Raw genomic sequence first — 25760 nt, 5'->3', positions numbered from 1 at the left:
TCGGTCGGTCCGTCGGTCCGTGGCCCGTGCGCGTGCTCGCGGGTCGGTACCGCGGTCGTGCTTGCGGGCCTGGTGATCATGTCAAAGAGAGGGCGGCCGGGCCCAGTCCTGGGGCTCGACCGCCGTCTCTTCGTTACGTGCTCACCCCGTGCTCACCGGGCGAGGGCCTCAGGCCGTCTTGGGCTCGATGATCCACTCGCCCTTGCGCATGACGCCCGCCAGGACGAACTCCTCGTCGAGCACCACCAGGTCCGCGTCCTTGCCCGGCTCCAGCGAACCGACCCGGTCGTCCACGCCCAGGAGGCGGGCGGGGTTGGCGGAGATGGACCGCACGACGTCCTCGACGGGGATCCGGTCGATGGTGACGGCCCGGCGGAACGCGGTGTCCAGGGTGAGGGTCGAGCCCGCGATGGAGCCGCCCTCCACCAGCCGGGCGACGCCGTCGCGGACCTCGACGGCGAGCGGGCCCAGGTCGTACAGCCCGTCGCCGAAGCCGGCCGCGTCCATCGCGTCGGTGATCAGCGCGACCCGGCCGGCGCCCTTGTGGCGGTAGGCCAGCTCCAGGACCGCCGGGTGCAGATGCGTACCGTCGTTGATCAGCTCGACGGTGATCCGGTCGTCCTCCAGGAGGGCGGCGATCGGACCGGGCTCGCGGTGGGCCAGCGGGGGCATCGCGTTGAACAGGTGCGTGGCGACGGTGGCGCCCGCGTCGATCGCCTCGACGGTCTGCTCGTACGTCGCGTCCGTGTGGCCGATCGCGGCGATCACCCCGTGCTGGGCGAGCAGCCGTACGGAGTCGATGCCGCCGGGCAGCTCGGTGGCGAGGGTGAACATCCGGGCGGTGCCGCGGGCCGCGTCCATCAGCTTGCGGACCTCGGCCGGGTCCGGGTCGCGCAGCAGGTCCTCGCTGTGGGCGCCCTTGCGGCAGGGCGAGATGAAGGGGCCCTCGAAGTGGATTCCGGCCAGGTCGCCCTGTTCGACGAGCTCGGAGAGGATGCCCGCGCGCCGGGCGAGGAAGTCCATCTCGCCGGTGACCGTGGAGGCGACCAGCGTGGTGGTGCCGTGCTCGCGGTGCGTACGGATGCCGTGGAGGACCTCGTCCACGGTGCCGGAGGTGAAGGAGGCCCCGCCGCCGCCGTGGTTGTGCATGTCCACGAAGCCGGGGACCACCCAGTGGCCGGGAAGGTCGATGACCCGGGCGTCCTCCGGGGCGGAGTCGGAGATCCGGGTGGACTCGACGGTCACCCGGCCGTCCTCCACGGTCCCGGTGGGAAGGACCACCCGGGCGCCCGCGAGGACCGTGCTGTCTGCTGCGCGTCCGGCCATCAGGCGGAAACCTCCGTGGAGAGTAGATCCCAGGCGAGCAGCCCCGCGCCCAGGCATCCGGCGGTGTCCCCGAGGGCCGCCGGGACGATGTGGGGCAGCTTCTGGAACGTGACGCGTTCCTCGACGGCCGCACGCAGTGGTGTGAACAAGGTTTCCCCGGCCTCGGCGAGTCCGCCACCGATGATGAGCGTGCTGGGGTCCAGCAAGGTGAGCGCGGTGACGAGCCCGGCGGCGAGCGCGTCGACGGCGTCCCGCCAGACCGCGATCGCCGCCGGGTCGCCCGACTCGACGGCCTTGGCGCAGTCCGCGGCGTCCGCCTCGGGGTCGCCGGAGGCAGCGGCCCAGGCCCGGGTCACCGCGGAGGCGGAGGCCAGGGTCTCCAGACAGCCGCGCTGGCCGCAGCCGCAGTCCGGGCCGTCGGGGCGGACCACGATGTGGCCGATCTCGCCCGCGTACCCGTGGGCGCCCGCCTCGATCTCGCCCGCGATCCCGATGGCCCCGGCGATCCCGGTGCCCAGCGGCACGAACAGGAAGCGGTCCGCGCCCCGGCCCGCCCCGATGCGGCCCTCGGCGAGCCCTCCGGTGCGGACGTCGTGGCCGAGGGCGACCGGGATCCCGCCGAGGCGTTCGCCGAGCAGGGCGCGCATCGGTACGTCGCGCCAGCCCAGGTTGGCGGCGTAGACCGCGATCCCCTTCTCGGCGTCGACGATGCCGGGCACGGCGACCCCCGCCGCGACGGCGCTCTCGCCGAAGTGCTCCTGGCCGTGGGCGCGCAGATCCGCGGCGAACGCGAGGATCGTCTCGACGACCGCGTCGGCGCCGCGCTTCCGGCCGGTGGCCCGCCGCGCCTCGTGGAGCAGCGTGCCGTCGGTTCCGACCAGCGCGGCCTTCATTCCGGTGCCGCCCACATCGAGGGCGATGACATGTCTCACGAGAGACAGTTTCGCCCGCCGACCCCTAAAAGGTCTAGTCCACTAGCGCGGTTTGTTGCGCACCCATACAAAATGATGAACGAGTGAAGGCGGACCGCTTTCGGCCGGAAAGCCACGAAATGGGCATGCGGAACAGGGGCCTGCTCGACCAATGGTCTGGACCAACATACGGGTTCGGTACCCCGACTGCCAGACCGCGTAAGCCAGTTGTGGCCCCTGGGGCCCGTATGCGTTGCCGAAGCGATACGCCGGTGGTGTAGACCTCCCCTCCACCGTGGGGGAAAATCGCAGTTCATCCGGACGGTGGCAGGACGGGTGGCGGCGCCGTGGCCGACCGACGAGAGGTCCGCGCGGCGACGCTGCGCCACCGCCCGTGACCAGATGGATCAACGAGGATGGGCGAGACTGTGCAGCGGCGCTATACGGTTCTGACCGCGGTGGTGGCCGCGCTGGGTATGACGGCAACGTTGTCGGGGTGCGGGGGTGACAGCGGCTCGGGCGACGTCACCCTCACGCTGGTCGCCGCCGACTACGGCACCAGTTCGGCCAACAGCTCCGAGAAGTACTGGAGCGGTGTCGCGGCGGGCTTCGAGAAGAAGCACCCCGGCATCAAGGTCGACGTCAACGTCTACTCCTGGAAGGACGTCGACCGCAAGGTCGCCGAGATGGTGAAGGCGGGCAAGGCCCCCGACATCGCGCAGATCGGCGCCTACGCCGACTTCGCCAAGGACGGCAAGCTCTACAGCGCCGACCAGATGCTCTCCATCCGCACCCAGGCGAACTTCCTGCCCACCCTCACCGACGCGGGCAAGGTCGACGGCACCCTGTACGGGCTCCCGTTCGTCGCCAGCACCCGGCTGCTCTTCTACAACGAGAAGCTCTTCGGCCAGGCGGGCCTGGACGCCCCCGAGACCTGGGACGACATCCAGAAGGACGCCACCGCGCTCAAGGCGAAGGGCGTCAAGTACCCCTTCGCCCTGCCGCTCGGCCAGGAGGAGTCGCAGGCCGAGACCCTGATGTGGCTGCTCAGCAACAGCGGCGGCTACGTCGACGACGTCGGCCTGTACGACATCGACTCGGCCCAGAACATCGCCACGTTCAGCTGGCTGAGGGACAACCTCGTCGGCAAGGGCCTCACCGGCCCCGTCGAGCCGGGCAAGCTGGACCGCGCGAAGGCCTTCGAGGCGTTCACCAAGGGCGAGGTCGGCATGCTGAACGGCCACCCCACGCTGATGGAGGAGGCCGAGGCCAAGGGCGTCAAGGTCGGCATGGTGCCGCTGCCGGGCGCCGAGGGGCCGACCAAGGGCTCGATGGGCGTCGCCGACTGGATGATGGGCTTCAAGCAGAACGGCAACCGCAAGGCGATCGGTGCGTTCTTCGACTACGCCTACTCCGACGAGAACGTGCTCGCCTTCGCCGACGAGTACGACCTGCTTCCGGTGACCGGCAGCGCGTCCGCCGAGATGGAGACCGACGCCAAGCACGCGAAGCTCCGCGAGTTCCTGGCGGCGCTGCCCAACTCCCAGCTGCCTCCCTTCGGCAAGACGTCCTGGGCGACGGTGAGCGAGTCGATCAAGACGAACATCGGCGAGGCGGTCGCGCCCGGTGGGAGCCCGGAGCGGGTGCTCGGGGCGATAGCGGCGGAGGCGGCGAAGGCGGAGAGCGCGGAGTAGGCAGGCGGGCGCGGTGGTGTCGGCTGCGCCGTTAGGTTGGTTGTATGACCGCTTCCGACGCCGAGCCCGCGCCTTCCCCCCGGGGGCTGTCCGACCGCGACCTCGCTCTGCTCGCGCTGGAGCGGAGGTCGTGGGCGGGGCCCGGGGCGAAGGAGCGGGCGATCCGGGAGGAGCTCGGCATCTCCCCGGTCCGCTACTTCCAGCTCCTCAACGCGCTGATCGAGGACGAGCGGGCACTGCGGGAGGATCCGGTCACGGTGAACCGCCTGCGCCGGCTGCGGGAGGCGAGGCGGGAGCGCCGCTGACCCCCGTTCCGGGGGTGTTGCCTACGGACCCCCGCTGCCCCCCGTTCCGGGGGTGTTGCCTACGGACCCCCGCTGCCCCCCGTTCCGGGGGTGCTGCCCCCGGACCCCCCTCCTCAATCGCCGGAGGGGCTTGATTTCGCCGGCCCCGGCTTCCGGCCGCGGCCGCCCGTCCCTGACGGGGAGCGGGGACCACCATTCCAGCCCCTCCGGCGTTTGAGGGGCGGGAGTCGGGGTGGAGCCCCGGGTGGGCCCGGGCCCCGTTGCCGGCCGTACCCCGCTACGCTCGACCCCATGGGCAGCCACTCCGAACAGCCGCCGATCCCGACCCCGACCACCCCGGCCGGCCGCGAGGGCCTGGACGCCATCCTCGCCCGCCCCGACCGCGCGGTCATCGCCCTCGACTTCGACGGCACGCTCGCCGACATCGTCCCCGACCCCGAACGCGCCCGCGCCCACCCCGGTGCCGTGGAAGCGCTCGCCGCACTCGCCCCGAAGGTCGCCTCGGTCGCCGTGATCACCGGCCGCCCCGCAGGCGTCGCCGTGCGCTACGGCGGCTTCGCGGGCGTCCCCGGCCTCGACCGCCTCGTGGTCCTCGGCCACTACGGCGCAGAGCGCTGGGACGCCGCCACCGGCACCGTGAACGCCCCGGCTCCGCACCCCGGAGTCGCCGCGGCGAGAGCCGAACTCCCCGGTGTACTGCACGAGTTCGGGTCCTGGCATGGCACCTGGATCGAGGAGAAGGGGCAGGCCGTCGCCGTCCACACCCGGCGCGCCAAAGACCCGCAGGCGGCCTTCGAGACCCTGCGCGGCCCCCTCGGCGAGCTGGCCGCCCGCCACGGGCTGATCCTCGAACCGGGCCGCCAGGTGCTGGAGTTGCGCCCTCCGGGCATGGACAAGGGCGTCGCCCTGGCCACGTACGCAGCCGAGGCCGACGCCGAGTCCGTCCTCTACGCGGGCGACGACCTCGGGGACCTCGCCGCCTTCGCCGCGGTGGAGAAGCTGCGCGGCGGCGGCCCGGACGGCATCCCCGGACTGCTGGTGTGCAGCGGCAGCGCCGAGGTGCCCGAACTGGCCGAGCGCGCCGACCTGCTGGTCCCGGGCCCGGCCGCGGTGGTGGACTTCCTGGCGGCCCTGGCCGGGCAGCTCTGAGCCGTACCGGAAGAAGGCCGACTCACTCCTGCCGCAGCGCCTCCAGCTGGTCCAGGAACCACTGCTGCGGCGGCAGTGCCGTCGCCGCCGCGGCCAGCCGCTTCGTGCGGCCGGCCCGCTCCTGAGCGCTCATCGACAGGGCCTCGTGCAGCGCCTCCGCCGTGCCCACCACGTCGTAGGGGTTCACCACGATCGCGTCCTCGCCCAGCTCCTCGTACGCCCCCGCCTCCCGCGACAGCACCAGCGCGCAGCCGTGGTCGGAGACGACGGGGACCTCCTTGGCGACCAGGTTCATGCCGTCGCGGATCGGGTTGACCAGCGCCACGTCCGCCAGCCGGTACGCGGCGAGCGAGCGGGCGAAGTCGTCCTTCACGTGGAGGACCACGGGCGTCCAGCTCTCCGTGCCGTACGCCCCGTTGATCTCGGTCGCCAGGGACTGCACCGCCGCCGTGTAGTCCCGGTAGACCGAGAGGTCCTGGCGGGAGGGGTAGGCGAAGGCCACGTGGACCACGCGCTCGCGCCACTCCGGGTGGGCGTCCAGCAGGGCCCGGTACGCGTGCAGGCCGCGCACGATGTTCTTGGACAGCTCGGTACGGTCCACCCGGACGATGGCCTTCCGGCCCTCACCCACCTGCCCCCGCAGCGCCTCCATCCGCTCGTCGACGTCCGCCTCCTGTGAGCGCCGCCGCAGGAAGTCCGCGTCCGCCCCGAGCCCGTGCACCCCGACCCTGGTCCGGCCCGTCCCGCCGAGGATCTCCGTACAGCAGCCGATGAACGCGTCCGCCCAGCGCCGGGTCAGGAACGCGGCCCGGTCCGCGCCGAGGATGCCGCGCAGCAACTGCTCGCCGATGTCGTCGGGGAGCAGCCGGAAGTAGTCCACCGGTGCCCACGGGGTGTGCGAGAAGTGGCCGATCCTGAGGTCCGGGCGCAGCTCGCGGAGCATCCCGGGGACCAGGGCCAGGTGGTAGTCCTGGACGAGGACCGCCGCCCCGGTCCCCGCCTCCTCGGCGAGCGCCCTGGCGAAGGCCCGGTTGTACGTCTCGTAGGAGGCCCACTGACGCCGGAACTCCGCGTCGAAGACCGGCTCCACGGGCGTCTGGTAGAGCAGGTGGTGGACGAACCACAGCACCGAGTTCGCGATGCCGTTGTACGCGTCGGCGTGGACCTCGGCGTCGATGTCGAGCATCCGTACGCCCGGCTCACCGACCCCGCGCCGCACCGCCTCGCGGTCGCCGTCGCCGAGGGCCGCGCAGACCCACAGCTTGTCGTCGACGGCGCTGAGCCCGGAGACGAGCCCGCCACCGCCGCGTTTGGCGTCGAGCGTCCCGTCCTCGCCGAGCGTGTACGTGATCGGGCCGCGGTTGGACGCGACGAGAACCTGGGCGGTGGGGGAGGGTGTGTGCTCGGAGACCATGTAGCGGAACCTAGCCCGTTCGGGAAGCCCCCAAACGCCTCAGAGCTTCACGCTGCCCACCGCGCCGGGCACTCCGTGCGTCACGCCGCCCACCGCTGCGCGTACTCCTCGATCTCCCGCACCGGCGGCCGCTCCTCCGTGTCCACCGCATGGGTGCGTGGCACGAACCCCTCCTCGCCCCGCTCGAACTGCGTCAGCGCCGGCCGCACCAGATGGCCCCGGGAGAGCCGCAGCTGAGCCGTGCGGTAGATCGCCGCCGCCATCCGGCCGAGCGCCTGCCCGTCCTGATGGCGGTGGCGCCGCACCCCGACGTCGACCTGGCCCAGCGCGTCCAGCCCCACCGTGTGCAGCGCGTCCACGAGGAGCCCCAGCTCCACTCCGTAACCGACCGGGAACGGCAGCCGCTCCAGCAAGGAGCGCCGCACCGCGTACTCGCCGCCCAGCGGCTGCACGAAGCCGGCCAGCTGCGGCCAGTGCAGATTGAGCAGGGGGCGTGCCACCAGTTCGGTGACGCGGCCGCCCTGACCTGCGCTGTCGCCGAGCGGACGGTCGTACATCGCCTTGACGAACTGCACGGTGGGGTCGGTGAGCAGTGGCCCGACCGTCCCCGAGACGAAGTCCGCGGAGAAGTCCCTGAGATCGGCGTCGACGAAGCAGACGATCTCGCCGCTGGTCACCAGGAGCGACCGCCAGAGGACCTCGCCCTTGCCGGGCAGGGCCGGGATCCGGGGCAGGATCGCGTCCCGGTGGACCACCCGGGCGCCCGCCGCGCGGGCGACGGCGGCGGTGGCGTCGGTGGAACCGGAGTCGATCACGACCAGTTCGTCGACCAGCGGGACCTTCTCCATCAGCTCGCGCCGGATCGTCGCCACGATCGCGCCGACCGTGGCCTGCTCGTTCAGCGCGGGCAGCACCACACTCACCGACGTACGGTGAGGGTCGGCGTTCCGGGCCTCGGTGAGCCGGTCCAGCGGGCGGTCGGCGGACGACCAGGAACGCCTGGTCAGCCAGCGTTCCACCTCTTCGAGCACGGTCTGAACTCCCTGCGTGTGATCCATCTCGCCGATCGGACGGCTATCTCAACAGTCCGGTCCTTCGGTTACAGTCTTGAACAACGCGGATGACCGTCGCATGTCGGGGTCCGTCGTCACACAAACGCCTGGATCGAAGATCCAGTGCCACAGAGCTCATCCAGAGGGACTGAGGGAACGGCCCGTTGAAGTCCCGGCAACCCTCCTACCGACCGCGAGGTCACGGTGGGGAAGGTGCCAATTCCGTCTTGTGGCGAAATGCGCTGCAAGGAAGATGAGGAGAAAGGGCCTCCGCCATCATGGCTGTTCAGACCATCGCAGGTAATGCCACCACCGCTCCCGTGGACCTCGGTCCCGCCGCGGCGCTTTCCTGCCGCGAGTGCGGCGAGCGTTTCGAGCTCGGCCCCCTTTTCGCCTGTGCGTCCTGTTTCGGACCCCTGGAAGTGGCGTACGACCTGCCCACCGGTTCCGCCGAGGAGCTGCGCAAGCGCATCGAGGCCGGCCCGAACAACATCTGGCGCTACGCCCCGCTGCTGCCGGTTCCCGCCGATGTCGCGGAGAAGCCCAACATCAACCCCGGCTTCACCAAGCTGGTCAAGGCCGACAACCTCGCCCGTGAGCTGGGCGTCACCGGTGGTCTGTACGTCAAGGACGACTCCGGCAACCCGACGCACTCCTTCAAGGACCGCGTCGTCGCGATCGCCGTCGAGGCCGCCCGCGCCTTCGGTTTCACCACCCTCTCCTGCTCCTCCACGGGCAACCTGGCCGGTGCCGTCGGCGCCGCCGCCGCCCGCGCCGGACTGCGCTCCTGCGTCTTCATCCCGCACGACCTGGAGCAGGGCAAGGTCGTCATGGCCGCGGTGTACGGCGGCGAGCTGGTCGGCATCGAGGGCAACTACGACGACGTCAACCGCTTCTGCTCCGAGCTCATCGGCGACCCGCTCGGCGAGGGCTGGGGCTTCGTCAACGTCAACCTGCGCCCGTACTACGGCGAGGGCTCCAAGACCCTGGCGTACGAGATCTGCGAGCAGCTCGGCTGGCGGCTGCCCGACCAGATCGTCATCCCGATCGCGTCCGGCTCCCAGCTGACGAAGATCGACAAGGGGTTCCAGGAGCTGATCAGGCTCGGCCTCGTCGAGGACAAGCCGTACAAGATCTTCGGCGCCCAGGCCGAGGGCTGCTCCCCGGTCTCCGCCGCCTTCAAGGCCGGTCACGACGTCGTACGGCCCCAGAAGCCGAACACCATCGCCAAGTCCCTGGCCATCGGCAACCCGGCGGACGGCCCGTACGTCCTCGACATCGCCCGCCGCACCGGTGGCGCGGTGGAGGACGTGAACGACGAGCAGGTCGTCGACGCGATCAAGCTGCTGGCGCGCACCGAGGGCATCTTCGGCGAGACGGCGGGTGGCGTGACGGTCGGCGTGACGCGGAAGCTGATCGAGGCCGGCCTGATCGACCCGGCGCTCACCACCGTCGTCCTGAACACCGGTGACGGGCTCAAGACGCTCGACGCGGTCTCCGCGACCTCGCAGGCGACGGCCACCATCAAGCCGAGCCTGGAGGCGTTCCGCGCCGCGGGCCTCGCCTCCGCCTGACCCACCGAGTCCGCGTCCCAGACCGAGTCCTGGCGACCGCGCCCCAGTCCGCGTCCGAAGCAAGAAGGGCACCCACCATGAGCGTCAAGGTCCGCATCCCCACCATCCTCCGCACGTACACGGGCGGCCAGGCAGAGGTCCCGGCGGAGGGCGCGAAGCTCTCCGAGGTCATCGAGTCCCTGGAGAAGGACCACCCGGGCATCGCCGCACGCGTCCTGGACGACCAGGGCAAGCTGCGCCGCTTCGTCAACGTGTACGTCAACGACGACGACGTGCGCTTCGAGGGCGGCCTGGACGCGGCCACGCCCGACGGCGCCGGCATCTCGATCATCCCGGCCGTGGCCGGCGGCTGCTGATCCGACTGCCCTCAGCTGAACAGCAGTTGCCCCCTCCGCGACGCAAAGCGGAGGGGGCAATTCTGCATGGTTGAGCGCGGTACAGTTGGGGAAGCCCCCTCCGCTGCGTGTGCCGCCCGCATATGAGAATGCGCCCGGCCCCGATAAGAAGCAGCCAAAGTGCGTGGACCCCTTGAGGTATAAGTGGCCTTTGCCTGGCCCGACTTGCCCGTAAATTTCAGCAATCCCGCATATTCGGGCGTTCACCTGTGCCCAGAATTCTCGTCCGATTGACCTGTTGCAGAGGGCAGTTGGGCGGATACATTCGGCCGCGGTCGACGCGCTGCGGCGCCGCCCACCCTCTCCTGTCGGAGGGTGAGTTCCGACCCGGGTCCGCGAAGTGCGGTTCCGTGCAAGGGCCAGTTATAGGGGAGTTAGGCATGGCTCAGGGCACCGTCAAGTGGTTCAACGCGGAGAAGGGGTACGGCTTCATCGCGGTCGACGGTGGTGCGGATGTTTTCGTCCACTACAGCGCGATCCAGATGGACGGGTACCGCACCCTCGAAGAGGGTCAGCGAGTTGAATTCGAGATCTCGCAGGGCCAGAAGGGGCCCCAGGCCGACATGGTCAAGCTCGCCGTCGGCTGAGCTCGGCGCGGCCGTCCGACGTCACTACTCACGCACGTAGGGCCCGACCCCCGGATCAGGGGATCGGGCCCTACGTGCGTCCTGGGACCGTATGGCGGGCCCTGGCCTGAGGCGCTTGCACTCTCGGGGGTCGAGTGCTAATCATTGGCGTTAGCACTCTCCAGGTGAGAGTGACAGAAACTTGGACCGGGCCGGTGAGGCCCGCAGGCGCGGTGGGGCAAGGAACCACCACGCAGGCAGGCCGTCCGTCGCGGGCGCCTCTCGGTCCGGAGAATCCACCCCTGTCCGGGAGGACCACTTCACATGGCCAAGATCATCGCGTTCGATGAGGAGGCACGGCGCGGTCTCGAGCGCGGGATGAACCAGCTCGCCGACGCCGTCAAGGTCACCCTCGGCCCCAAGGGCCGTAACGTCGTCCTCGAGAAGAAGTGGGGCGCGCCCACGATCACCAACGATGGTGTTTCCATCGCCAAGGAGATCGAGCTCGAGGACCCGTACGAGAAGATCGGTGCGGAGCTGGTCAAGGAGGTCGCCAAGAAGACGGACGACGTCGCCGGCGACGGTACGACCACCGCCACCGTTCTCGCCCAGGCTCTCGTCCGCGAGGGTCTGCGCAACGTCGCCGCAGGCGCCAACCCGATGGCCCTCAAGCGGGGCATCGAGAAGGCCGTCGAGGCCGTCTCCGCCGCTCTGCTGGAGCAGGCCAAGGACGTGGAGACCAAGGAGCAGATCGCTTCGACCGCCTCCATCTCCGCCGCCGACACCGAGATCGGCGCCAAGATCGCCGAGGCGATGGACAAGGTCGGCAAGGAAGGCGTCATCACCGTCGAGGAGTCCCAGACCTTCGGTCTGGAGCTCGAGCTCACCGAGGGTATGCGCTTCGACAAGGGCTACATCTCGGCCTACTTCGCGACCGACATGGAGCGTATGGAGGCGTCGCTCGACGACCCGTACATCCTGATCGTCAACTCGAAGATCGCCAGCGTCAAGGACCTGATCCCGCTGCTGGAGAAGGTCATGCAGTCGGGCAAGCCGCTGCTGATCATCGCCGAGGACGTCGAGGGCGAGGCGCTCTCCACCCTGGTCGTCAACAAGATCAAGGGCACGTTCAAGTCCGTCGCCGTCAAGGCTCCGGGCTTCGGCGACCGCCGCAAGGCCATGCTCGCGGACATCGCCATCCTCACCGGTGGCACCGTGATCTCCGAGGAGGTCGGTCTCAAGCTGGAGAACGCCGGCCTGGACCTGCTCGGCCGTGCCCGCAAGGTCGTCATCACCAAGGACGAGACCACGATCGTCGACGGTGCCGGTGACAGCGAGCAGGTGCAGGGTCGCGTCAAGCAGATCCGCGCCGAGATCGAGAACTCCGACTCGGACTACGACCGCGAGAAGCTCCAGGAGCGCCTCGCGAAGCTGGCCGGCGGCGTGGCCGTCATCAAGGCCGGCGCCGCCACCGAGGTGGAGCTCAAGGAGCGCAAGCACCGCATCGAGGACGCGGTGCGCAACGCCAAGGCCGCCGTCGAGGAGGGCATCGTCGCCGGTGGTGGCGTGGCTCTGCTCCAGGCCTCGGCCGTCTTCGACAAGCTCGACCTCACGGGCGACGAGGCGACCGGCGCCAACGCCGTGAAGCTCGCGCTGGAGGCCCCGCTCAAGCAGATCGCCGTCAACGGTGGCCTCGAGGGTGGCGTCGTCGTCGAGAAGGTCCGCAACCTGCCGATCGGTCACGGCCTCAACGCCGCGACCGGCGAGTACGTGGACATGATCGCCGAGGGCATCATCGACCCGGCGAAGGTCACGCGCTCCGCTCTGCAGAACGCCGCCTCCATCGCCGCGCTGTTCCTCACCACCGAGGCCGTCATCGCCGACAAGCCCGAGAAGGCCGGCGCGGCCGCCCCGGGCGGCATGCCGGGCGGTGACATGGACTTCTGATCGACTGCGGAGGCCTCGCCGCCTCTCGTCGGACGATCGATGTCCTGAGTACGTCCCACAGGGGCGGTACCTCCGTAACGGGGGTACCGCCCCTGTGGCGTGCCGGGGGGCAATGCGGGAACGGAACGAAGCGGCACGAACGGTTGTCACGCGCGCGGGGGGACGCGGGCGGCACGCGAAGGGTGCGGAGCGGCCACGACGGCTGCGCGGGCGGAAAGTAGCGGGGCGGGGCGCGTGGGGCGCGGACGGTGGGACGGGGGGCGTCTCAGGGGCGCCTGGCTTCTCCGCGTGGGGGCGGCCCGGTTCGCGGGCACTCGTCGACGGTGGTCGGCTACGGGCTGATCCCGCTGCTTTCGGGGGCGGAAGCGGGGGCGGGGGCGGGGGGTGGCGGCTTGGGGCGGCTATCGGGTGCGCGAGGCGGGGCAGCGGGGCCGCTGAGGACGCCCATAGGTCTCCATAGGTCTCCACGAGGGGGACGGGGCATGGCCGAATGGCTACTTGCCGGGGCCCGCACCGTACGGCAACACGTGTTCGATCGGTTTCGGTGATGTCGGTGGCGCGCCGACCGTCCGTGGGGTAGCGCCGCCGCGGGGCACGCCGGAGGCACGCCCCGCTGGTTCGTCCGTTCCGCCGCACACGGTTCGATCTCCTGGCAGCTCACTGCCCGGTCCGGCACCCTCGTACAGCCATTGGTCCAGTCCACCCGTACATCGCGGCTCGCCGGTGTGCGACTGCACATGCCGGCCGGCCGGTGCCCCGCGGTGCGGCCGACGGTCACGACCCCGCCCTCGCCGCTCGCCGTATCCGGCCAACTTCGCACGGTGGGCCGGAATCACGCGTACCGGTCCGGCAGCGGGACATGATGGCCCTGGTGTTCACCTGGTGAACACCAGTCGCATGAATAACTCCAGTTGTGCAGACGCGAGTCGGGCATAACGGTCGTCAACCGCACAGAAGGGAAGGTGTCATGAAGCAGCAGAAGAAGGCTTACGTGAAGCCGTCGCTGTTCAAGCAGGGCGACTTTTCGAAGAAGACCGCCGGTTACTTCTACGGCTCGTACAAGGAGTACTGGGTCCGGCGCATCATCTGATCGGCCGACCGGCCCCCTGTGCGCGGTGTGAGAACTTCCGAAAGGTGAAGATGCCCGGCCTGCTGCGTGACTACTTCGTCGTCCTGCCGGACAGCGTGGCGGGCCACGCGGTGGCCGGGCAGCTTCCCGCCTCGGAAGCGACCGCCTCGGAAGCGACCGCACCGGTAGTGACCGCACCGCTAGCGGCCGCGGCGGTGGGTGACGCCCTGACCGTCGCCCACCCCTCGGGCCGCCCCTGGGTCGTCGCCCGCCCCCTGGTCCGCAAGGTCAGCCACCTCCGCCGGGGCGACGACGCCCTCGTGCTCATCGGCCCGGACCGGGTCCCCGAGGCCGTTCTCGCCGGCCTCCTGGAGGGCGCCCGTGACCGGGCCGCCCTGGAACGCCGCCTCGCCCGGCTCCCCGGCCTGCACCACGTGATCGCCCGACTCTCCGGCGAGACCTGGATCCGCGGTACGGCCTCCGGGCTGCGCCGGATCTACCACGCCCGGCACCCCGAGGCCGGGACCATCGCCTCCGACCGCCCGGCCGTCCTCGCCCGCCTGACCGGCGCGCCCCTGGACGAGGGCGCGCTCGCCCTGCGCATGCTCGACTTCCTGCCGCACCCCCTGAGCCGGCGCGTCCTGTGGCAGGGCGTGCACGAGACCGGGGCCGGGTACGGACTGGCCCTGCCCGCCGCAGCACCTGGCACGGCCGCCGCCTCCGGCCCTCGCGAGTACCGCTGGTGGGAGCCCCCGCGGCCGGAACTCTCCCTGGCGGAGGGCGCCCGAAGACTCGGGGACGCCGTCGCCGCCTCCGTACGGGCCCATGTCGGCGGCCTGGACCGGATCAGCTGCGAGCTCTCCGGCGGCACGGACTCCACGGCCCTCACCTTCGCCGCCCGTGCGACCGGCCCGGCGACGCTGTCCCTGCTCACCGTGGCGGCCCGGGACCGCTACAGCGAGGACGAGACGTGGGCGCGGCGGGCGGTGGAGGCGGCACACAGGGACACGGGTGCCCCCGCCCTGGACCACCGCGTCATCCCCGCCGGCCAAGCCCCCTACTTCTACGCCGACCTGGCCTCCACCGCCGCCGAGCTCAACGACGAACCGCTCCCCGTCGCCCCCGGCCGGGCCCGCGCGCACCTGCTCCTCAGCCGAGCCCGCGCCACCGGCTCCCGCTACCACCTCACCGGCTACGGCGGCGACGAGCTCTTCCTCGGCCTGCCCCACGCCTACCAGGACCTCTTCCACGGCAACCCGCTCACCGCCTGGAACCACCTCAGCGGCCTGCGCCACCAGCTCGGCTGGCCCCTCCTGCCGACGCTGAAGGCCCTGCTGAACCGCTCCACGTTCCCCCGCTGGATCGCGGGCGCGGTCACCGCGGCACCCCAGCCCGTCACCCGCACCCCGCTGCTCTCGTGGGGCGTACGGCAGTCCCTGCGCCCGTGGTTCACGGACCACGCCGACGCCCTGATCACCGAGGAGTTCCGGGCCGCCGCCGAACGCGCCGAGCCGATCGACCCGTGGCGGGGGCGGCATGTGGACATCGACGCGGTACGGATGGGAGCGCGCCACTTCCAGGCGATGGAGGACATCGGCATGACGATCGGGCTGCCGGTCGCCGCGCCCTTCTACGACGACCGGGTCCTGGAGGCGACCCTCGCCGTACGCCTGGAGGAGCGCATCAGCCCCTGGCGCTACAAGCCGCTGCTCGTCGAGGCGATGCGCGGGGTGGTGCCGGATGAGCTGCTGGCCCGTACGACGAAGGACCACATGTCCTCCGACGAACACCAGGGCCTACGCGAACACGCCTCAGAACTCGCCGGCCTGTGGACCGGATCCCGTCTCGCCGAACACGGCCTGGTCGACGCCCGCCAGCTGCTGCGGCTCGCCGCCGAACCCTTCTCGCCGGTTTTGGTGGAGCACTCCATCAGCTCGACCGTGGCCGGGGAGACCTGGCTGCGCACGGCCGAGAACGCCTGGCCGACACTCCACTCCACCGACCCCGCCAGCGAGGCATCCCTGTGAAGCTCAGAAAAGGCATAGCCGTCACGACGACCGAGTACGGAGGTGTCCTGCTCGACGAAAAGGACGGCAGCTACTGGCAGTTGAACGACACGAGCGTCATCGTCGTGGAAACTCTCGCCGCCGGGCAGGCTCCCGAGGCGGCCGTGGAGCGGATCGTCGCCGAGTTCGACGTCGAGCGTGCGGAGGCGGAGTCGGACGTCGCCCAACTGACCCGCCAGCTCGTCGAGGCGAAGATCCTGCGCCCATGACCACCGAGATGACGATGCCCCGCCGGGGCGCGGGCCCGGGCGGACTGCGGCTGCGTACCGCGATCGCCGCCGCGTTCGTCCTGGCCCGCTTCAAGCCGGGCCGCCTGCGCCGGGTGCTGGCCCGCTGCAGCCGGGGCGCGAGCCCGGCGACGTACGACGAGACGCTGGAAACGTACGAGGCGGTCACCGCCACCAGCCGCCGCTGCGCGGGCCGTTACGGCTGCCTGCCCCGTTCGGTGGCCATCGCGCTGGCGTGCCGGATGTCGGGAACGTGGCCGGACTGGTGCGCGGGGGTCCGGACGGCACCGCCGTTCTCGCCGCATGCTTGGGTGGAGGCGGAGGGCCGCACGGTCGGCGAGCAGGCGGAAGCGGCCGATCTGCGTCCTTTGATGGTGGTGACGGTACGCGAGGGGGTTCCGGGTGAGCGCGGTGGCGGGAACGACGACGGGGGCGGACAGGCGCCCTGAGGGGCCTGGCACGCCTCCTGGGGTGCCTGAGGAGAGCGCACCACCCTCCGAGGCGGGCGCGACCGGCCCCTCCCCCCTCCGCCTCCTCCTCACCCGGGTCCGCCCCCACCGCGGCGTACTCGCGCGCGCGGGCCTGCTCTCGCTCACCGGGTCCGCGGCCGGGCTCGCGATGCCGCTGACGGCGAAGTACGCGGTCGACGCGTTCGCCGCGGACCGCTCGCCCGTCGCCCCGCTCGTAGCGCTCACCGCACTCGTCCTCGCGGGCGCCTGCCTCTCCGCGTACGGGCGCTACCTCATGGCCCGTACGGGAGAAGGCGTCGTCCTCCGAGCCCGCGACCAACTGGTGGGCCGCATCATGCGGTTGAAGGTACCGGCGGTCGACCGACTCACCCCTGGCGACCTCCAGTCCCGCGTGACCAGCGACACGACCCTCCTCCGAACGGTCCTCTCCAGCGGACTGGTCGAGTCGTTCAACAGCGTGCTGATGCTGCTGGGAACGGTCGCCTTCATGGCGTACATGGACGTCACGCTGCTGGGCGTGACGCTGGTGGTGATCGTCGGTATCGGAGCCGTAACCGCCCTGCTCATGCCCCGCATTCAGCGCGCGCAGCTCCGCGCGCAGGAGTCGGTGGGAGCGATGGGCGCGGCGCTGGACCGGGTGCTCCAGGCGTTCCGCACGGTCAAGGCGAGCGGTGCCGAGGAGCGCGAGACGGCGGCCGTGGCCGAGGCTGCACGGCGTGCGCACGACCGGGGTGTCTCGGTGGCGAAGTGGTCCTCGGTCTCCGACGTCACGATGATGATGTCGATCCAACTGGCCTTCCTGGCCGTGCTGGGCGTAGGCGGCGCGAGGGTCGCTTCGGGCTCCCTGGAGATCTCGTCCCTGATCGCGTTCCTGCTCTACCTCTTCTACCTGATGGGCCCGATCGGCGGCCTGGTCGAGGGCTGGACGGGCCTGCAGAGCGGCCTCGCCGCCGTACGCAGGATCGACGAGGTGGAGTCCCTGCCGGGCGAGCCCGCCGGCGGGCCCGGGCGCGGGGGCGTGCCGAGGGAGGGCACCCCGCTCAAGGTCACCTTCCAGGACGTGACCTTCGGGTACGGGGACGAGCGCGCCCCCGCCCACAAGGGCGTCACGTTCGACGTACCGACGGGCGGGATGGTGGCGCTGGTCGGCCCGTCGGGCGCGGGCAAGTCGACGGTGTTCAGCCTGCTGGAACGGTTCTACGACCACGACGGCGGCACGATCACCGTGGACGGCAGGGACATCCGGGACTGGCCGCTGACGGAGCTGCGCGCCTCGCTCGCGTACGTGGAACAGGAAGCCCCGGTCCTGGCCGGAACCCTCCGCGAGAACCTCCTCTTCGCGGCCCCCGACGCCCCGGAGGACCGGCTGACGGAAGCGGTCGCCCGTACCCGCCTGGACACCCTGGTCGCCCGGCTGCCCGACGGCCTGGACACGGCGGTCGGCCACCGGGGCGTCACCCTCTCGGGCGGCGAACGCCAGCGCATAGCCATCGCCCGCGCCCTGCTGCGCCGCCCGCGCCTGCTCCTCCTCGACGAGGTGACCTCGCAACTGGACGCGGTCAACGAGCAGGCGCTGCGTGATGTCATCCTCGAACTGGCGGAGCGGACAACGGTGCTGGTCATCGCCCACCGCCTGTCCACCGTCCGGCACGCGGACCGCATCGTGGTCCTGGAGGAGGGCCGGGTCCGCACGGCGGGCACGCACGAGGAGCTGATCGCGTCGGACGGCCTCTACCGCGAACTGGCGACGACGCAGCTGGCGGCGGAGGTGCGGTGAGACGGCGGGTCAGCGGGCGTAGTCCTTGAGTTCCTGGGTGTCCAGGGTGATGTCCACGGGGTGGGGGAGAGCTGCCGTGTCTCCGTAGTCGGCAGTCGTACGAGTGCTGCTGGCGGTAGCGGCCCTTGTCGGGCTCGCTGTGGACCACGAGTGTCCCGGACTCCCGATCGATCAGGAGATATACCGGGATGCTCGCCGCCGTGTAGCCATGAGGCTTCTCGTTACGGTCGCGACGGTCGGTGCCGCGGTCGTAGGACCACCTCCACGGCCATCAGTACGCCGTCGGCGGGTGCCCACTCGCCTTGTCCGGCGAAGTGGCTGGCGGGAAGGGCTGTGCGGCAGGATCGCGGCATGACGAACAACAGTTCCTTTGCGCCCTCCGCACAGTGGGCTCGGTTGGCGTTCCGGCAGGCGGACGAGTCCGACCTGACCGAGCTCGTACGCCTCCGCAACGCCGCCGCGCGCTGGCAGATCGAGCGCGGCATCGACCAGTGGCAGCCCGGCGAGTTGGGTGAGGAGCACTTCCGGGGACGGCTGCGCGCGGGCGAGGTGTGGCTTGCCACGCTCGGGCCGGACGGGCCGAGCGCCGGGGCGTGGGAGCTGTGGTGGGACGACGAGCCGGCCTGGGGCGCCCAGCCGCCGGTCGCGGGCTACGTCCACCGCCTGATGACCGACCGGCGGACAGCCCCGCCCGGAGCCGGTCGCGTACTGCTGGCGGAGGCCGAGCGCCGGATCGCCGCGTACGGGAGGCAGCTGTGCCGACTCGACTGCCTGACGTCGAACGACCGGCTCCGCCGTTACTACGAGGACGCCGGGTACGCGGTGGCCGGCGAGCAGGCGGGGAAGAACGGCGACGGCGGCCGGACGTACGGGGTGACGTTGCTGGAGAAGCGGCTGGAGGTGTGACGGGCGGGGCGGGGGCCCGCTGTCTCCCCTCCTTGAGCGGCTGCCACCGTTCCCTCGGGCGGGTGCGCCAGTACGGGGTGCGGGTCGGCCCTCCCCGGCGTCGCCCACGTCCGACCGAGCCGGGCACTGGTGCGGGTTCCGTGACGACGATCACTCCGGTGGATCGCCGGGGCTGTAGACCGGATGCCCGGCGGCGGGCGTATACCCGGTGAAGCGAAAGATCCGGGAGCAGCTTTTGACCGTCGAGGAGTTCGAAGAGTTCTACGCCCAGGCGGTCGCGCGTCTCACAGGCCAGCTGTACGTGATGACGGGGGACCTCCAGGAGGCGCAGGACGTCGTGCAGGAAGCATTCGTCAAGGCGTGGGTCCGGCGTGGGCGGCTGGAGCCTGACGGGCAGCCCGAGGCGTGGATCCGTACGGTCGCGTGGCGCCTGGCGGTGAGCCGTTGGCGCTTCGGGCGGCGTTCGGCGGACGCGTGGGGCCGGGGGAGCGGAGCGGCGGAACACGTCGCGCCGCCGGACCCGGACCACGTGGTGCTGGTCGACGCGCTCCGGGAGCTGCCTGCCCAGCAGCGGCGGACCTTGACCCTGCACTATCTGTGCGACCTCACGGTGGAGCAGATCGCCGGGGAGACCGGGCTTTCCGCCAGCACGATCAAGACCCATCTGGTCCGCGGACGGGCGGCGCTCGCCCACCGTCTGCAGGACCCCCGCATGGAGGAGGCTCCTGATGTCTGAACCACGGGACCCCTGGGGACCGGAGGACTCGGAGGGCCATCGGCGCTCCTTGGGCCCCCAGGGCCCGCAGGATCCTTTGCGGTCCCTGTTCCGGCAGGCCGGGGACTTCGGGCAGGGCCACTCCATGGCGGACCCGGTGGCCAGCATCACCGAACGCGGCATGCGCGCCCAGCGGCGTCGGATGGCCGCGGTCGCGGTGGGGGTCTGCCTGGTCATCGGCGGCGGCGGCGCAGCGGCGATCGGCCTGCTCCCGGTCACACCGGAGCCCGCACCTCCGGCGACGAGCCCGTCGCCGAGCTACCCGTCCCCGGCGCCGCCGCCGCCCGAGGGGACGCCGACGGAGCCGCCCACGCCCGGCAATACGGTGCCGGGGCCGGAGGGTTCCGTCACGGGGTCGACCGCTCCGGAGGGCCCGCCGACCAGTGTTTCGTCGACAGCAACGTCCGCATCGACGGTCGGGGCGACGTCGATGCCCTGATGACGGGCGGCTGACTCCGCGCTTCGCCCTCCCCCTCCCTCCCTCCCTCCCTCCCTCCCCTCCCAAGCCCCGGCGTCTCCACCGGGCGATCACACATGCCCGGACGTGTCCGAAAGGTGCTCCAGTGTCTACGTTGCCCCCCGAGGTCAGGCCTGCCCCGCCAAGGCCGAGGGGCCCCGAACTCCGGCCCCTAGCACATGAGTTCCTGTCGGCCGACAAGCCCGTACGGCACGAGCCCGGGCCTGCGTCACGCGCGCTTCGGGCGGCAGGGTTCGACCGGGCGGTCGCCTGGCTGAGTCCGGCCGACCGCCGGGTGCTCTGGCTCTATCTGCTGACCCGCATATCGGTGTGGATCACGGTCCACGGCGCCCGGTGGCTCTTCCCCCGGGGCTCCGATGTGCGGGAGGCCGGCCCGATCCTCGCGCCGTTCCAGCAGTGGGACGCGAACCACTACCTCCACATAGCGCGCGACGGCTACTTCCCGGCCGACGCAGGCCCATGGATGGATGGGTGGGACAACAGGGAGGCGTTCTTCCCCGGATTCCCGCTGCTCTTGCGGGCGGTGCACGTCGTCGTCCCGAGCTGGACGGCGGCGGGCCTGCTGATCTCACTCGTCGCGGGAGCCGTGGCCGTACTGGCACTGTCCCGCATAGCCCGCGCGTATGTCCCTGAGGACGCCGACGGCCGGCGCACGGCCCTGTTCTTCCTGCTCTCCCCGTGCGCGGTCTTCCTGGCGGTCGGCTACACGGAGGCGCTGTTCCTGGCGTTCGCGCTCCCGGCCTGGCTGGCCGCCCAGCGCCACCGCTGGGCGCTGGCGTGCACGCTGACCGCGCTGGCGACGACGGTACGGGTCAGCGGACTGTTCCTCGCGGCTGCGATCGCGGTGCTGTTCGTGCTGTCGGTGAGAACCCGGCGCGACTGGCGCGGGGCGGCCTGGCTGGCGCTGCCCGCCCTGCCGCCACTGCTGTACAGCTGGTATCTGCACGCCTACACGGGCGACTGGATGGCGTGGAAGCACGCACAGGAGCGCGGCTGGTACCGGGACTTCCACACCCCGTGGGAGGCGTGGACGAACACGTGGAACGCGGCGTTCGGCGGCGTACACACGACCGGCTACGCGGCGATGTTCCAGGCGGAGTTGGCGGCGATGGTGATGGGGCTGGCCCTGGTCGCGCTGCTGGCACGCCACCGCCGCTGGCCGGAGGCGGTGTACGTCGCGCTGAGCCTGTGGGCGCTGGGAACGTCGTACTGGTACGTGTCCATCCCGCGCGCCACGCTGCTGTGGTGGCCGCTGTGGATCGGCCTGGCGGCCCTGAGTCTGCGCCACCCGTGGTTCAGGACGGTGTACCTGTGCGTGACGGTGCCGGTGAGCGTGCTGGTGGGCCTGGCGTTTCTTACGGGGCGGTGGGCGGGGTGACCGCTGCAGGCACCTGCCGCTACAAACGGCCAGTCCGCCTCATCACCCGGGGGCACGGCCCAGTCGACTCGTCGCCGTGACGAGGGTGGAGGAGATAGGGGCCAGGTCGGGGTCTGCGGCGATGAAGACCGTTTCGAACCCGGCCAGTTCGTGGTTCATCCGGGCCATCGGCATTTCGTGGTCCAGGTCGGGAACGCCACGGACTCCGCGGATGACGACGTCGATTCCGGCCTGGCCGCAGTAGTCGACCAGCAGGCCGCCGGTGTGGGAGTCGACCGTGACGTTGCTCAGGTCGGTCACCGCCGCGCGGAGCCGGTCCAGCCGTTCCGGGATGGGGAAGCGGCCGGTCTTGTTCGCATTGGACATCACGCACACGACGACCTCGTCGAACAGGAGGGCGGCGCGGCGGAGTACGTCCTGGTGCCCTTGAGTGACCGGGTCGAAAGATCCTGGGAAGAGGGCTCGCATGGCCGGGAAGAGTAGCAAGCTGCTGCCCCGGTGGTGAGTGCGATGGTGGCCGAACCACCCCTTGTCGACGCCGTCCAGGCCCTCCAGGCGCGCAACAACCAGGCCGCACGGTCAGGTCGGTTCAGGCCTGCGGCCCCCGGGCAGCCCCTCCGGGCAGGCCCCCGAGGGCCGCAGGCTGGACACATGGGACCCTCAGCCCCGCTCCAGCCCGCCCCGCGCGATGACCCCCGCGTACCACCGCGCACTGTCCTTCACCGTGCGGCGCTGCGACGCGAAGTCCACGTGGACGATGCCGAAGCGCTTGCTGTAGCCGTACGCCCACTCGAAGTTGTCCAGCAGCGACCACAGGAAGTACCCGCGTACGTCCACCCCCTCCTCGATCGCCCGGTGTACGGCGCCCAGGTGCGCGTCCAGGTACGCCACCCGCTCCGGGTCGTGCACCTGGCCCTCCGGGTCCGCGTAGTCGTCGTACGCCGCCCCGTTCTCGGTCACCAGCAGCGGGAGGTGCGGGAGTTCGTCGCGGAGGCGGATGAGGAGCTCGTACAGGCCGTTCGCGTCCACCGGCCAGTCCATCGCCGTGCGCGGGCCCTCCGCCGGGGTGAACGCCACGTGCTGCTCGGCGCCCGCCCAGGGGGAGGGGGACTCGGAGCTGCCCGCCGAAACCACGCTGGGGGAGTAGTAGTTGATGCCCAGCGAGTCGATGGGGGTGGAGGTGACCTCCAGGTCGCCGTCCCGCACGAACGACCAGTCCGTCACCGCCGCCGTGTCCGCCACCAGGTCCTGCGGCAGCCGCCCGTGGAAGACCGGGTCCAGGAAGATCCGGTTCGCCACCGCGTCGATCCTGCGCACCGCGTCCCGGTCCGCGTCGGTGTCCGTCAGCGGGCGCAGGGCGTGCAGGTTCAGGGTCAGGGAGATCTCGGCCGTGGACGGCAGGCGGTCGCGCAGGACGCGGGTCGCGCCGCCGTGCGCCAGGTTGAAGTGGTGCGCGGCGCGCAGTGCGGCGAGGTCGCTGGTGCGGCCGGGGGCGTGGACCCCGTTCCCGTACCCGAGGAACGCCCCGCACCAGGGCTCGTTGAGCGTCGTCCACGTGGACACCCGGTCGCCCAGTGCCCCGGCCACCAGGCCCGCGTACTCCGCGAACCGGTGCGCCGTGTCCCGCTCCGGCCAGCCGCCCGCGTCCTCCAGCTCCTGCGGGAGGTCCCAGTGGTAGAGCGTCGCGACCGGTCTGATGCCGGCTCCCAGCAGCTCGTCCACCAGGCGGCGGTAGAAGTCCAGGCCGCGCTCCACCGCCGGGCCCCGTCCCGTCGGCTGGACCCGGGGCCAGGAGACGGAGAACCGGTAGTCCGTGACGCCGAGCTCCTGCATCAGCTTCACGTCGTCCGGCATCCGGTGCAGGTGGTCGGCGGCGATGTCACCGGTGTCGCCGTTGCGGACCTTGCCGGGGGTGCGGCTGAAGGTGTCCCAGATGGAGGGGGTACGGCCGTCCTCGGAGGCCGCCCCCTCGATCTGGTAGGCGGCGGTGGCCGTGCCCCACCGGAATCCGGCGGGGAAGCGGAGTTCCGTCCCGGTCTCGGGGCGGGCGCCTGTGGAGGTCGCCGGGCGGGCATCGACAGCGGTCATGAGACGGACACTCCAGAGGTGAGGGGAGGAGGGGATGAGCAGATGGGGGGGAGGGTGCACGCGGGTCAGCCGTTCACGAGCGCCCTGCGCGGCGGCGCGGTCAGCCCTTCACCGCGCCCTGCATGATGCCGCCGACGATCTGCCGGCCCAGCAGGCCGAAGACCAGCAGCACCGGCAGCGTCCCGAGCAGCGTGCCGGCCATGATCACCGACTGGTCGTTGACGTAACCGCCGCCGAGCTGCCGCAGCGCGACCTGCACGGTCGGCTCCTGCGAGGACAGCGCGATGATCGGCCAGAAGAAGTCGTTCCACGCCGTCATGAACGTCAGCATTCCGAGCACCGCCATCCCCGGCCGCGCGATCGGGATCACGATCGACCAGAAGATCCGGGCGGTGGAGGCGCCGTCCACCCGGGCCGCCTCGATCAGCTCGTCCGGCAGCGACTGCACCAGGTACTGACGCATGAAGAAGACGCCGAAGGCTGACACCAGGCCCGGCAGGATCACCGCCTGGAGCTGGTTCACCCACTGGAGCTCGGCGATCAGCATGAAGAGCGGGATCACACCGAGCTGCGGCGGGATCATCATCGTCCCGATCGTCAGCGTCAGCAGCGCGCCCCGGCCCCGGAACTTCAGTTTGGCGAAGGCGAATCCGGCGAGCGTGCAGCACAGGACCGTGCCGATCGTGATCGACGACGACACGATCAGCGAGTTCAGCAGCGCCTTACCGATGTCCGCCTCTTCGAGGACCGCGTCGAAGTTCCTGATCAGGTTCGGGCCCGGCAGCAGGCTCGGCGGCACCTGTGCCAGGTCCGCGTTGGACCGGCTGGCCGCGACGATCGTCCAGTAGAAGGGGAACGCCGAGATGAGCAGGGCGAAGCCGAGGATGACGTACGAGAGCCAGCTGCCCTTCATCGTCCGGCCCGCGCCCCCCTTGCGTACCCGCTTGCCCGGCGGGTCCTGGGGCGGGCGGCCCGTCTCCGGAGCCGTCGGCGGTGCGGCGAGCGCGGTCATCGGCCGGCCTCCTTGCGTGCGCGGCGGCGCACGATCAGGGCGTTGGCCCCGACGAGCACCACGATCAGGACGAACATCACCCAGGCGATGGCCGCGGCCCGGCCCAGGTGGAAGAAGCCCCAGCCCTGCTCGTACATGTAGAGGCCGAGGGTCTGGTACTGATGCGAGATACCGCCGGAGATCGACCCCTCGAACAGCAGCGGCTCACCGAAGAGCTGCGTCGCCCCGATCGTCGAGATGATCACCGTGAAGACGATCGTGGGGCGCAGGCCGGGGAGCGTCACGTGGATGAACTGGCGCCAGCGCGACGCCCCGTCCATCTCCGCCGCCTCGTACAGCTCGTGCGGGATCGACTGCATGCCCGCCAGGTAGATCAGCGCGTTGTACCCCGTCCACCGCCAGATCACGATCGTCGATACGGCGATCTGCGAGGCGACCGTGCCCGTCTGCCAGTCCACCGGGTCGAAGCCGACCAGCCCGATCACGTAGTTGATCAGCCCGAAATCGCGGCCGAAGAGCTGCGCGAAGACGAGGGTGGCGGCGGCGACGGACGTCGCGTACGGGAGCAGGATCGCCGTGCGGATGAAGGTGCGGCCGCGGAGCTTGTAGTTGAGCAGGTGGGCGAGGCCGAGCGCCATCGCCAGCTGCGGGACCGTGGACAGCACGCCGATCGTGAACGTGTTGCGCAGCGAGATCCAGAAATACTCGTCGGCGAAGAGCGCCGTGTAGTTGGCGATGCCCCGCCACTCCATCTCGCCGCTCGTCTGGAGCTCGACCCGGTAGAGGGAGACGAACGCCGTGTAGAGGAGCGGGAAGAGGCCGAAGGCGAGGAAGAGGGTGAAGAAGGGGGCGATGTAGGCGTACGGGGACGCCTTGCGCCAGGTACGCCGGAGGCCGGCTGCCCGACCGTCGTCGGGCCCGGGTCCGGTTCCGGCGGGGCTGCGGGGCCCGGCCTTCGCGGTGGCGGTGAGGGACACGATGCGGCCCTTCGGGATCGGGGGCGGAGAAATGCGGTCAGGGGTACGGGGATGGGGCCGGGCCGCCGCGGTGCGCGGGCGGACCGGCCCCTCGGGGAGGACGGCGCCGGTCGTCCGTGCGGGGACGTCCGGACGTCCGGGTGGACCGGCCCGGGGTGGCGTCACGCGATGGGTGTCGTCGCGGTCGGTGTCTCCCCGGGCGGC

The 25760-nt window shown here is 71.2% G+C and carries 24 protein-coding genes and 1 riboswitch; of the genes, 16 read left to right on the top strand and 8 right to left on the bottom strand.

What is annotated here, in order from left to right; genetic code table 11:
• Positions 1-168: 168 nt before the first annotated feature.
• Positions 169-1326, bottom strand: a complete 1158-nt coding sequence (gene nagA, locus ABZ154_RS10780; protein ID WP_356831084.1) for an N-acetylglucosamine-6-phosphate deacetylase — start codon at positions 1324-1326, stop codon at positions 169-171.
• Positions 1326-2258, bottom strand: coding sequence for an ROK family protein (locus ABZ154_RS10775; RefSeq protein WP_356831082.1), 933 nt, complete (start codon positions 2256-2258; stop codon positions 1326-1328). The genes nagA and ABZ154_RS10775 overlap by 1 nt, the downstream gene beginning before the upstream one ends.
• 395 nt (positions 2259-2653) lie before the next feature.
• Here ABZ154_RS10775 and ABZ154_RS10770 point away from each other — a divergent pair, with 395 nt between their 5' ends.
• From ABZ154_RS10770 to otsB, 3 genes are all read left to right on the top strand, one after another.
• Positions 2654-3931: an extracellular solute-binding protein gene (locus tag ABZ154_RS10770; RefSeq protein ID WP_356831080.1), complete on the top strand. Its 1278-nt coding sequence runs from the start codon at positions 2654-2656 to the stop codon at positions 3929-3931.
• Positions 3932-3975: 44 nt separating this feature from the next.
• Entirely contained in the window at positions 3976-4236 is a 261-nt protein-coding gene (locus ABZ154_RS10765; protein ID WP_356831078.1) for a DUF3263 domain-containing protein, read from the top strand.
• A 291-nt stretch (positions 4237-4527) separates the two neighbouring features.
• Positions 4528-5385: a trehalose-phosphatase gene (gene otsB / locus ABZ154_RS10760; RefSeq protein WP_356831076.1), complete on the top strand. Its 858-nt coding sequence runs from the start codon at positions 4528-4530 to the stop codon at positions 5383-5385.
• Positions 5386-5407: 22 nt separating this feature from the next.
• Here the strand turns inward: otsB and ABZ154_RS10755 are convergent, their stop codons facing one another.
• A complete protein-coding gene (locus tag ABZ154_RS10755; RefSeq protein WP_356831074.1) occupies positions 5408-6799 on the bottom strand; it encodes a trehalose-6-phosphate synthase in 1392 nt (463 codons plus the stop codon).
• Positions 6800-6879: 80 nt separating this feature from the next.
• Positions 6880-7830: a glucosyl-3-phosphoglycerate synthase gene (locus ABZ154_RS10750; RefSeq protein ID WP_356831265.1), complete on the bottom strand. Its 951-nt coding sequence runs from the start codon at positions 7828-7830 to the stop codon at positions 6880-6882.
• A 153-nt stretch (positions 7831-7983) separates the two neighbouring features.
• A riboswitch (SAM riboswitch) is annotated at positions 7984-8111 on the top strand.
• 18 nt (positions 8112-8129) lie between these two features.
• Between ABZ154_RS10750 and thrC the strand changes: the two genes are divergently transcribed.
• The 13 genes from thrC to ABZ154_RS10685 all read left to right on the top strand — a co-directional run bounded on the left by thrC (position 8130) and on the right by ABZ154_RS10685 (position 21479).
• On the top strand, positions 8130-9425 hold the full coding sequence (gene thrC, locus ABZ154_RS10745; RefSeq protein WP_356831072.1) for a threonine synthase: 1296 nt from the start codon (positions 8130-8132) through the stop codon (positions 9423-9425).
• Positions 9426-9502: 77 nt separating this feature from the next.
• Positions 9503-9781, top strand: coding sequence for a MoaD/ThiS family protein (locus ABZ154_RS10740; RefSeq protein WP_047177981.1), 279 nt, complete (start codon positions 9503-9505; stop codon positions 9779-9781).
• Positions 9782-10200: 419 nt separating this feature from the next.
• Positions 10201-10407, top strand: coding sequence for a cold-shock protein (locus tag ABZ154_RS10735; protein ID WP_003967346.1), 207 nt, complete (start codon positions 10201-10203; stop codon positions 10405-10407).
• A gap of 303 nt (positions 10408-10710) precedes the next feature.
• Positions 10711-12333, top strand: a complete 1623-nt coding sequence (groL, locus tag ABZ154_RS10730; protein ID WP_030566847.1) for a chaperonin GroEL — start codon at positions 10711-10713, stop codon at positions 12331-12333.
• Positions 12334-13300: 967 nt separating this feature from the next.
• Entirely contained in the window at positions 13301-13423 is a 123-nt protein-coding gene (locus ABZ154_RS10725; protein WP_018511015.1) for a keywimysin-related RiPP, read from the top strand.
• 50 nt (positions 13424-13473) lie between these two features.
• The gene (locus ABZ154_RS10720) at positions 13474-15429 is read left to right on the top strand and encodes an asparagine synthase-related protein (RefSeq protein WP_356831263.1); all 1956 of its coding nucleotides are present in this window, start codon (positions 13474-13476) and stop codon (positions 15427-15429) included.
• Positions 15426-15677: a lasso peptide biosynthesis PqqD family chaperone gene (locus tag ABZ154_RS10715; protein WP_355878497.1), complete on the top strand. Its 252-nt coding sequence runs from the start codon at positions 15426-15428 to the stop codon at positions 15675-15677. Before ABZ154_RS10720 ends, ABZ154_RS10715 begins: the two co-directional genes overlap by 4 nt.
• Positions 15674-16144 carry a lasso peptide biosynthesis B2 protein gene (locus ABZ154_RS10710; RefSeq protein ID WP_356831069.1) on the top strand — a complete coding sequence of 157 codons (471 nt, stop codon included), beginning with the start codon at positions 15674-15676 and terminating at the stop codon, positions 16142-16144. Before ABZ154_RS10715 ends, ABZ154_RS10710 begins: the two co-directional genes overlap by 4 nt.
• A gap of 22 nt (positions 16145-16166) precedes the next feature.
• Positions 16167-17942: an ABC transporter ATP-binding protein gene (locus ABZ154_RS10705; protein WP_356831067.1), complete on the top strand. Its 1776-nt coding sequence runs from the start codon at positions 16167-16169 to the stop codon at positions 17940-17942.
• 351 nt (positions 17943-18293) lie between these two features.
• Positions 18294-18848 carry an N-acetyltransferase gene (locus ABZ154_RS10700; RefSeq protein ID WP_356831065.1) on the top strand — a complete coding sequence of 185 codons (555 nt, stop codon included), beginning with the start codon at positions 18294-18296 and terminating at the stop codon, positions 18846-18848.
• Between the two features lie 235 nt (positions 18849-19083).
• Entirely contained in the window at positions 19084-19584 is a 501-nt protein-coding gene (locus ABZ154_RS10695; RefSeq protein ID WP_356831261.1) for a SigE family RNA polymerase sigma factor, read from the top strand.
• Complete coding sequence (locus ABZ154_RS10690; RefSeq protein ID WP_356831063.1) at positions 19577-20062, top strand: hypothetical protein; 486 nt, start codon at positions 19577-19579, stop codon at positions 20060-20062. Before ABZ154_RS10695 ends, ABZ154_RS10690 begins: the two co-directional genes overlap by 8 nt.
• A gap of 124 nt (positions 20063-20186) precedes the next feature.
• Positions 20187-21479: a mannosyltransferase family protein gene (locus ABZ154_RS10685; protein ID WP_356831061.1), complete on the top strand. Its 1293-nt coding sequence runs from the start codon at positions 20187-20189 to the stop codon at positions 21477-21479.
• Between the two features lie 42 nt (positions 21480-21521).
• On the opposite strand, the gene coaD is transcribed toward ABZ154_RS10685, so the two are convergent.
• From coaD to ABZ154_RS10665, 4 genes are all read right to left on the bottom strand, one after another.
• A complete protein-coding gene (gene coaD / locus ABZ154_RS10680; protein ID WP_356831059.1) occupies positions 21522-21947 on the bottom strand; it encodes a pantetheine-phosphate adenylyltransferase in 426 nt (141 codons plus the stop codon).
• A gap of 192 nt (positions 21948-22139) precedes the next feature.
• Positions 22140-23567, bottom strand: coding sequence for a GH1 family beta-glucosidase (locus ABZ154_RS10675; protein WP_356831057.1), 1428 nt, complete (start codon positions 23565-23567; stop codon positions 22140-22142).
• Between the two features lie 100 nt (positions 23568-23667).
• Positions 23668-24579, bottom strand: coding sequence for a carbohydrate ABC transporter permease (locus tag ABZ154_RS10670; RefSeq protein ID WP_356831055.1), 912 nt, complete (start codon positions 24577-24579; stop codon positions 23668-23670).
• The gene (locus tag ABZ154_RS10665) at positions 24576-25556 is read right to left on the bottom strand and encodes a sugar ABC transporter permease (RefSeq protein WP_356831053.1); all 981 of its coding nucleotides are present in this window, start codon (positions 25554-25556) and stop codon (positions 24576-24578) included. Before ABZ154_RS10665 ends, ABZ154_RS10670 begins: the two co-directional genes overlap by 4 nt.
• Positions 25557-25760 lie beyond the last annotated feature (204 nt).

Source organism: Streptomyces sp. NPDC006261 (assembly GCF_040613515.1).
In the GTDB taxonomy this organism is placed as follows: domain Bacteria; phylum Actinomycetota; class Actinomycetes; order Streptomycetales; family Streptomycetaceae; genus Streptomyces.
Note: the sequence above shows the minus strand (reverse complement) of the source record. Positions and strands in the feature narration are given on the sequence as shown.

Excerpts from the sequence above, each read along its gene's own strand:
- ABZ154_RS10740 (WP_047177981.1), top strand. The coding sequence starts at position 9,503 with ATGAGCGTCAAGGTCCGCATCCCCACCATCCTCCGCACGTACACGGGC.
- nagA (WP_356831084.1), bottom strand. The coding sequence starts at position 1,326 with ATGGCCGGACGCGCAGCAGACAGCACGGTCCTCGCGGGCGCCCGGGTG.
- ABZ154_RS10670 (WP_356831055.1), bottom strand. The coding sequence starts at position 24,579 with ATGACCGCGCTCGCCGCACCGCCGACGGCTCCGGAGACGGGCCGCCCG.
- ABZ154_RS10720 (WP_356831263.1), top strand. The coding sequence starts at position 13,474 with ATGCCCGGCCTGCTGCGTGACTACTTCGTCGTCCTGCCGGACAGCGTG.
- groL (WP_030566847.1), top strand. The coding sequence starts at position 10,711 with ATGGCCAAGATCATCGCGTTCGATGAGGAGGCACGGCGCGGTCTCGAG.
- coaD (WP_356831059.1), bottom strand. The coding sequence starts at position 21,947 with ATGCGAGCCCTCTTCCCAGGATCTTTCGACCCGGTCACTCAAGGGCAC.
- ABZ154_RS10710 (WP_356831069.1), top strand. The coding sequence starts at position 15,674 with ATGACCACCGAGATGACGATGCCCCGCCGGGGCGCGGGCCCGGGCGGA.
- otsB (WP_356831076.1), top strand. The coding sequence starts at position 4,528 with ATGGGCAGCCACTCCGAACAGCCGCCGATCCCGACCCCGACCACCCCG.
- ABZ154_RS10725 (WP_018511015.1), top strand. The coding sequence starts at position 13,301 with ATGAAGCAGCAGAAGAAGGCTTACGTGAAGCCGTCGCTGTTCAAGCAG.
- ABZ154_RS10700 (WP_356831065.1), top strand. The coding sequence starts at position 18,294 with ATGACGAACAACAGTTCCTTTGCGCCCTCCGCACAGTGGGCTCGGTTG.
- ABZ154_RS10690 (WP_356831063.1), top strand. The coding sequence starts at position 19,577 with ATGTCTGAACCACGGGACCCCTGGGGACCGGAGGACTCGGAGGGCCAT.
- ABZ154_RS10765 (WP_356831078.1), top strand. The coding sequence starts at position 3,976 with ATGACCGCTTCCGACGCCGAGCCCGCGCCTTCCCCCCGGGGGCTGTCC.
- ABZ154_RS10675 (WP_356831057.1), bottom strand. The coding sequence starts at position 23,567 with ATGACCGCTGTCGATGCCCGCCCGGCGACCTCCACAGGCGCCCGCCCC.
- thrC (WP_356831072.1), top strand. The coding sequence starts at position 8,130 with ATGGCTGTTCAGACCATCGCAGGTAATGCCACCACCGCTCCCGTGGAC.
- ABZ154_RS10755 (WP_356831074.1), bottom strand. The coding sequence starts at position 6,799 with ATGGTCTCCGAGCACACACCCTCCCCCACCGCCCAGGTTCTCGTCGCG.
- ABZ154_RS10735 (WP_003967346.1), top strand. The coding sequence starts at position 10,201 with ATGGCTCAGGGCACCGTCAAGTGGTTCAACGCGGAGAAGGGGTACGGC.
- ABZ154_RS10770 (WP_356831080.1), top strand. The coding sequence starts at position 2,654 with ATGGGCGAGACTGTGCAGCGGCGCTATACGGTTCTGACCGCGGTGGTG.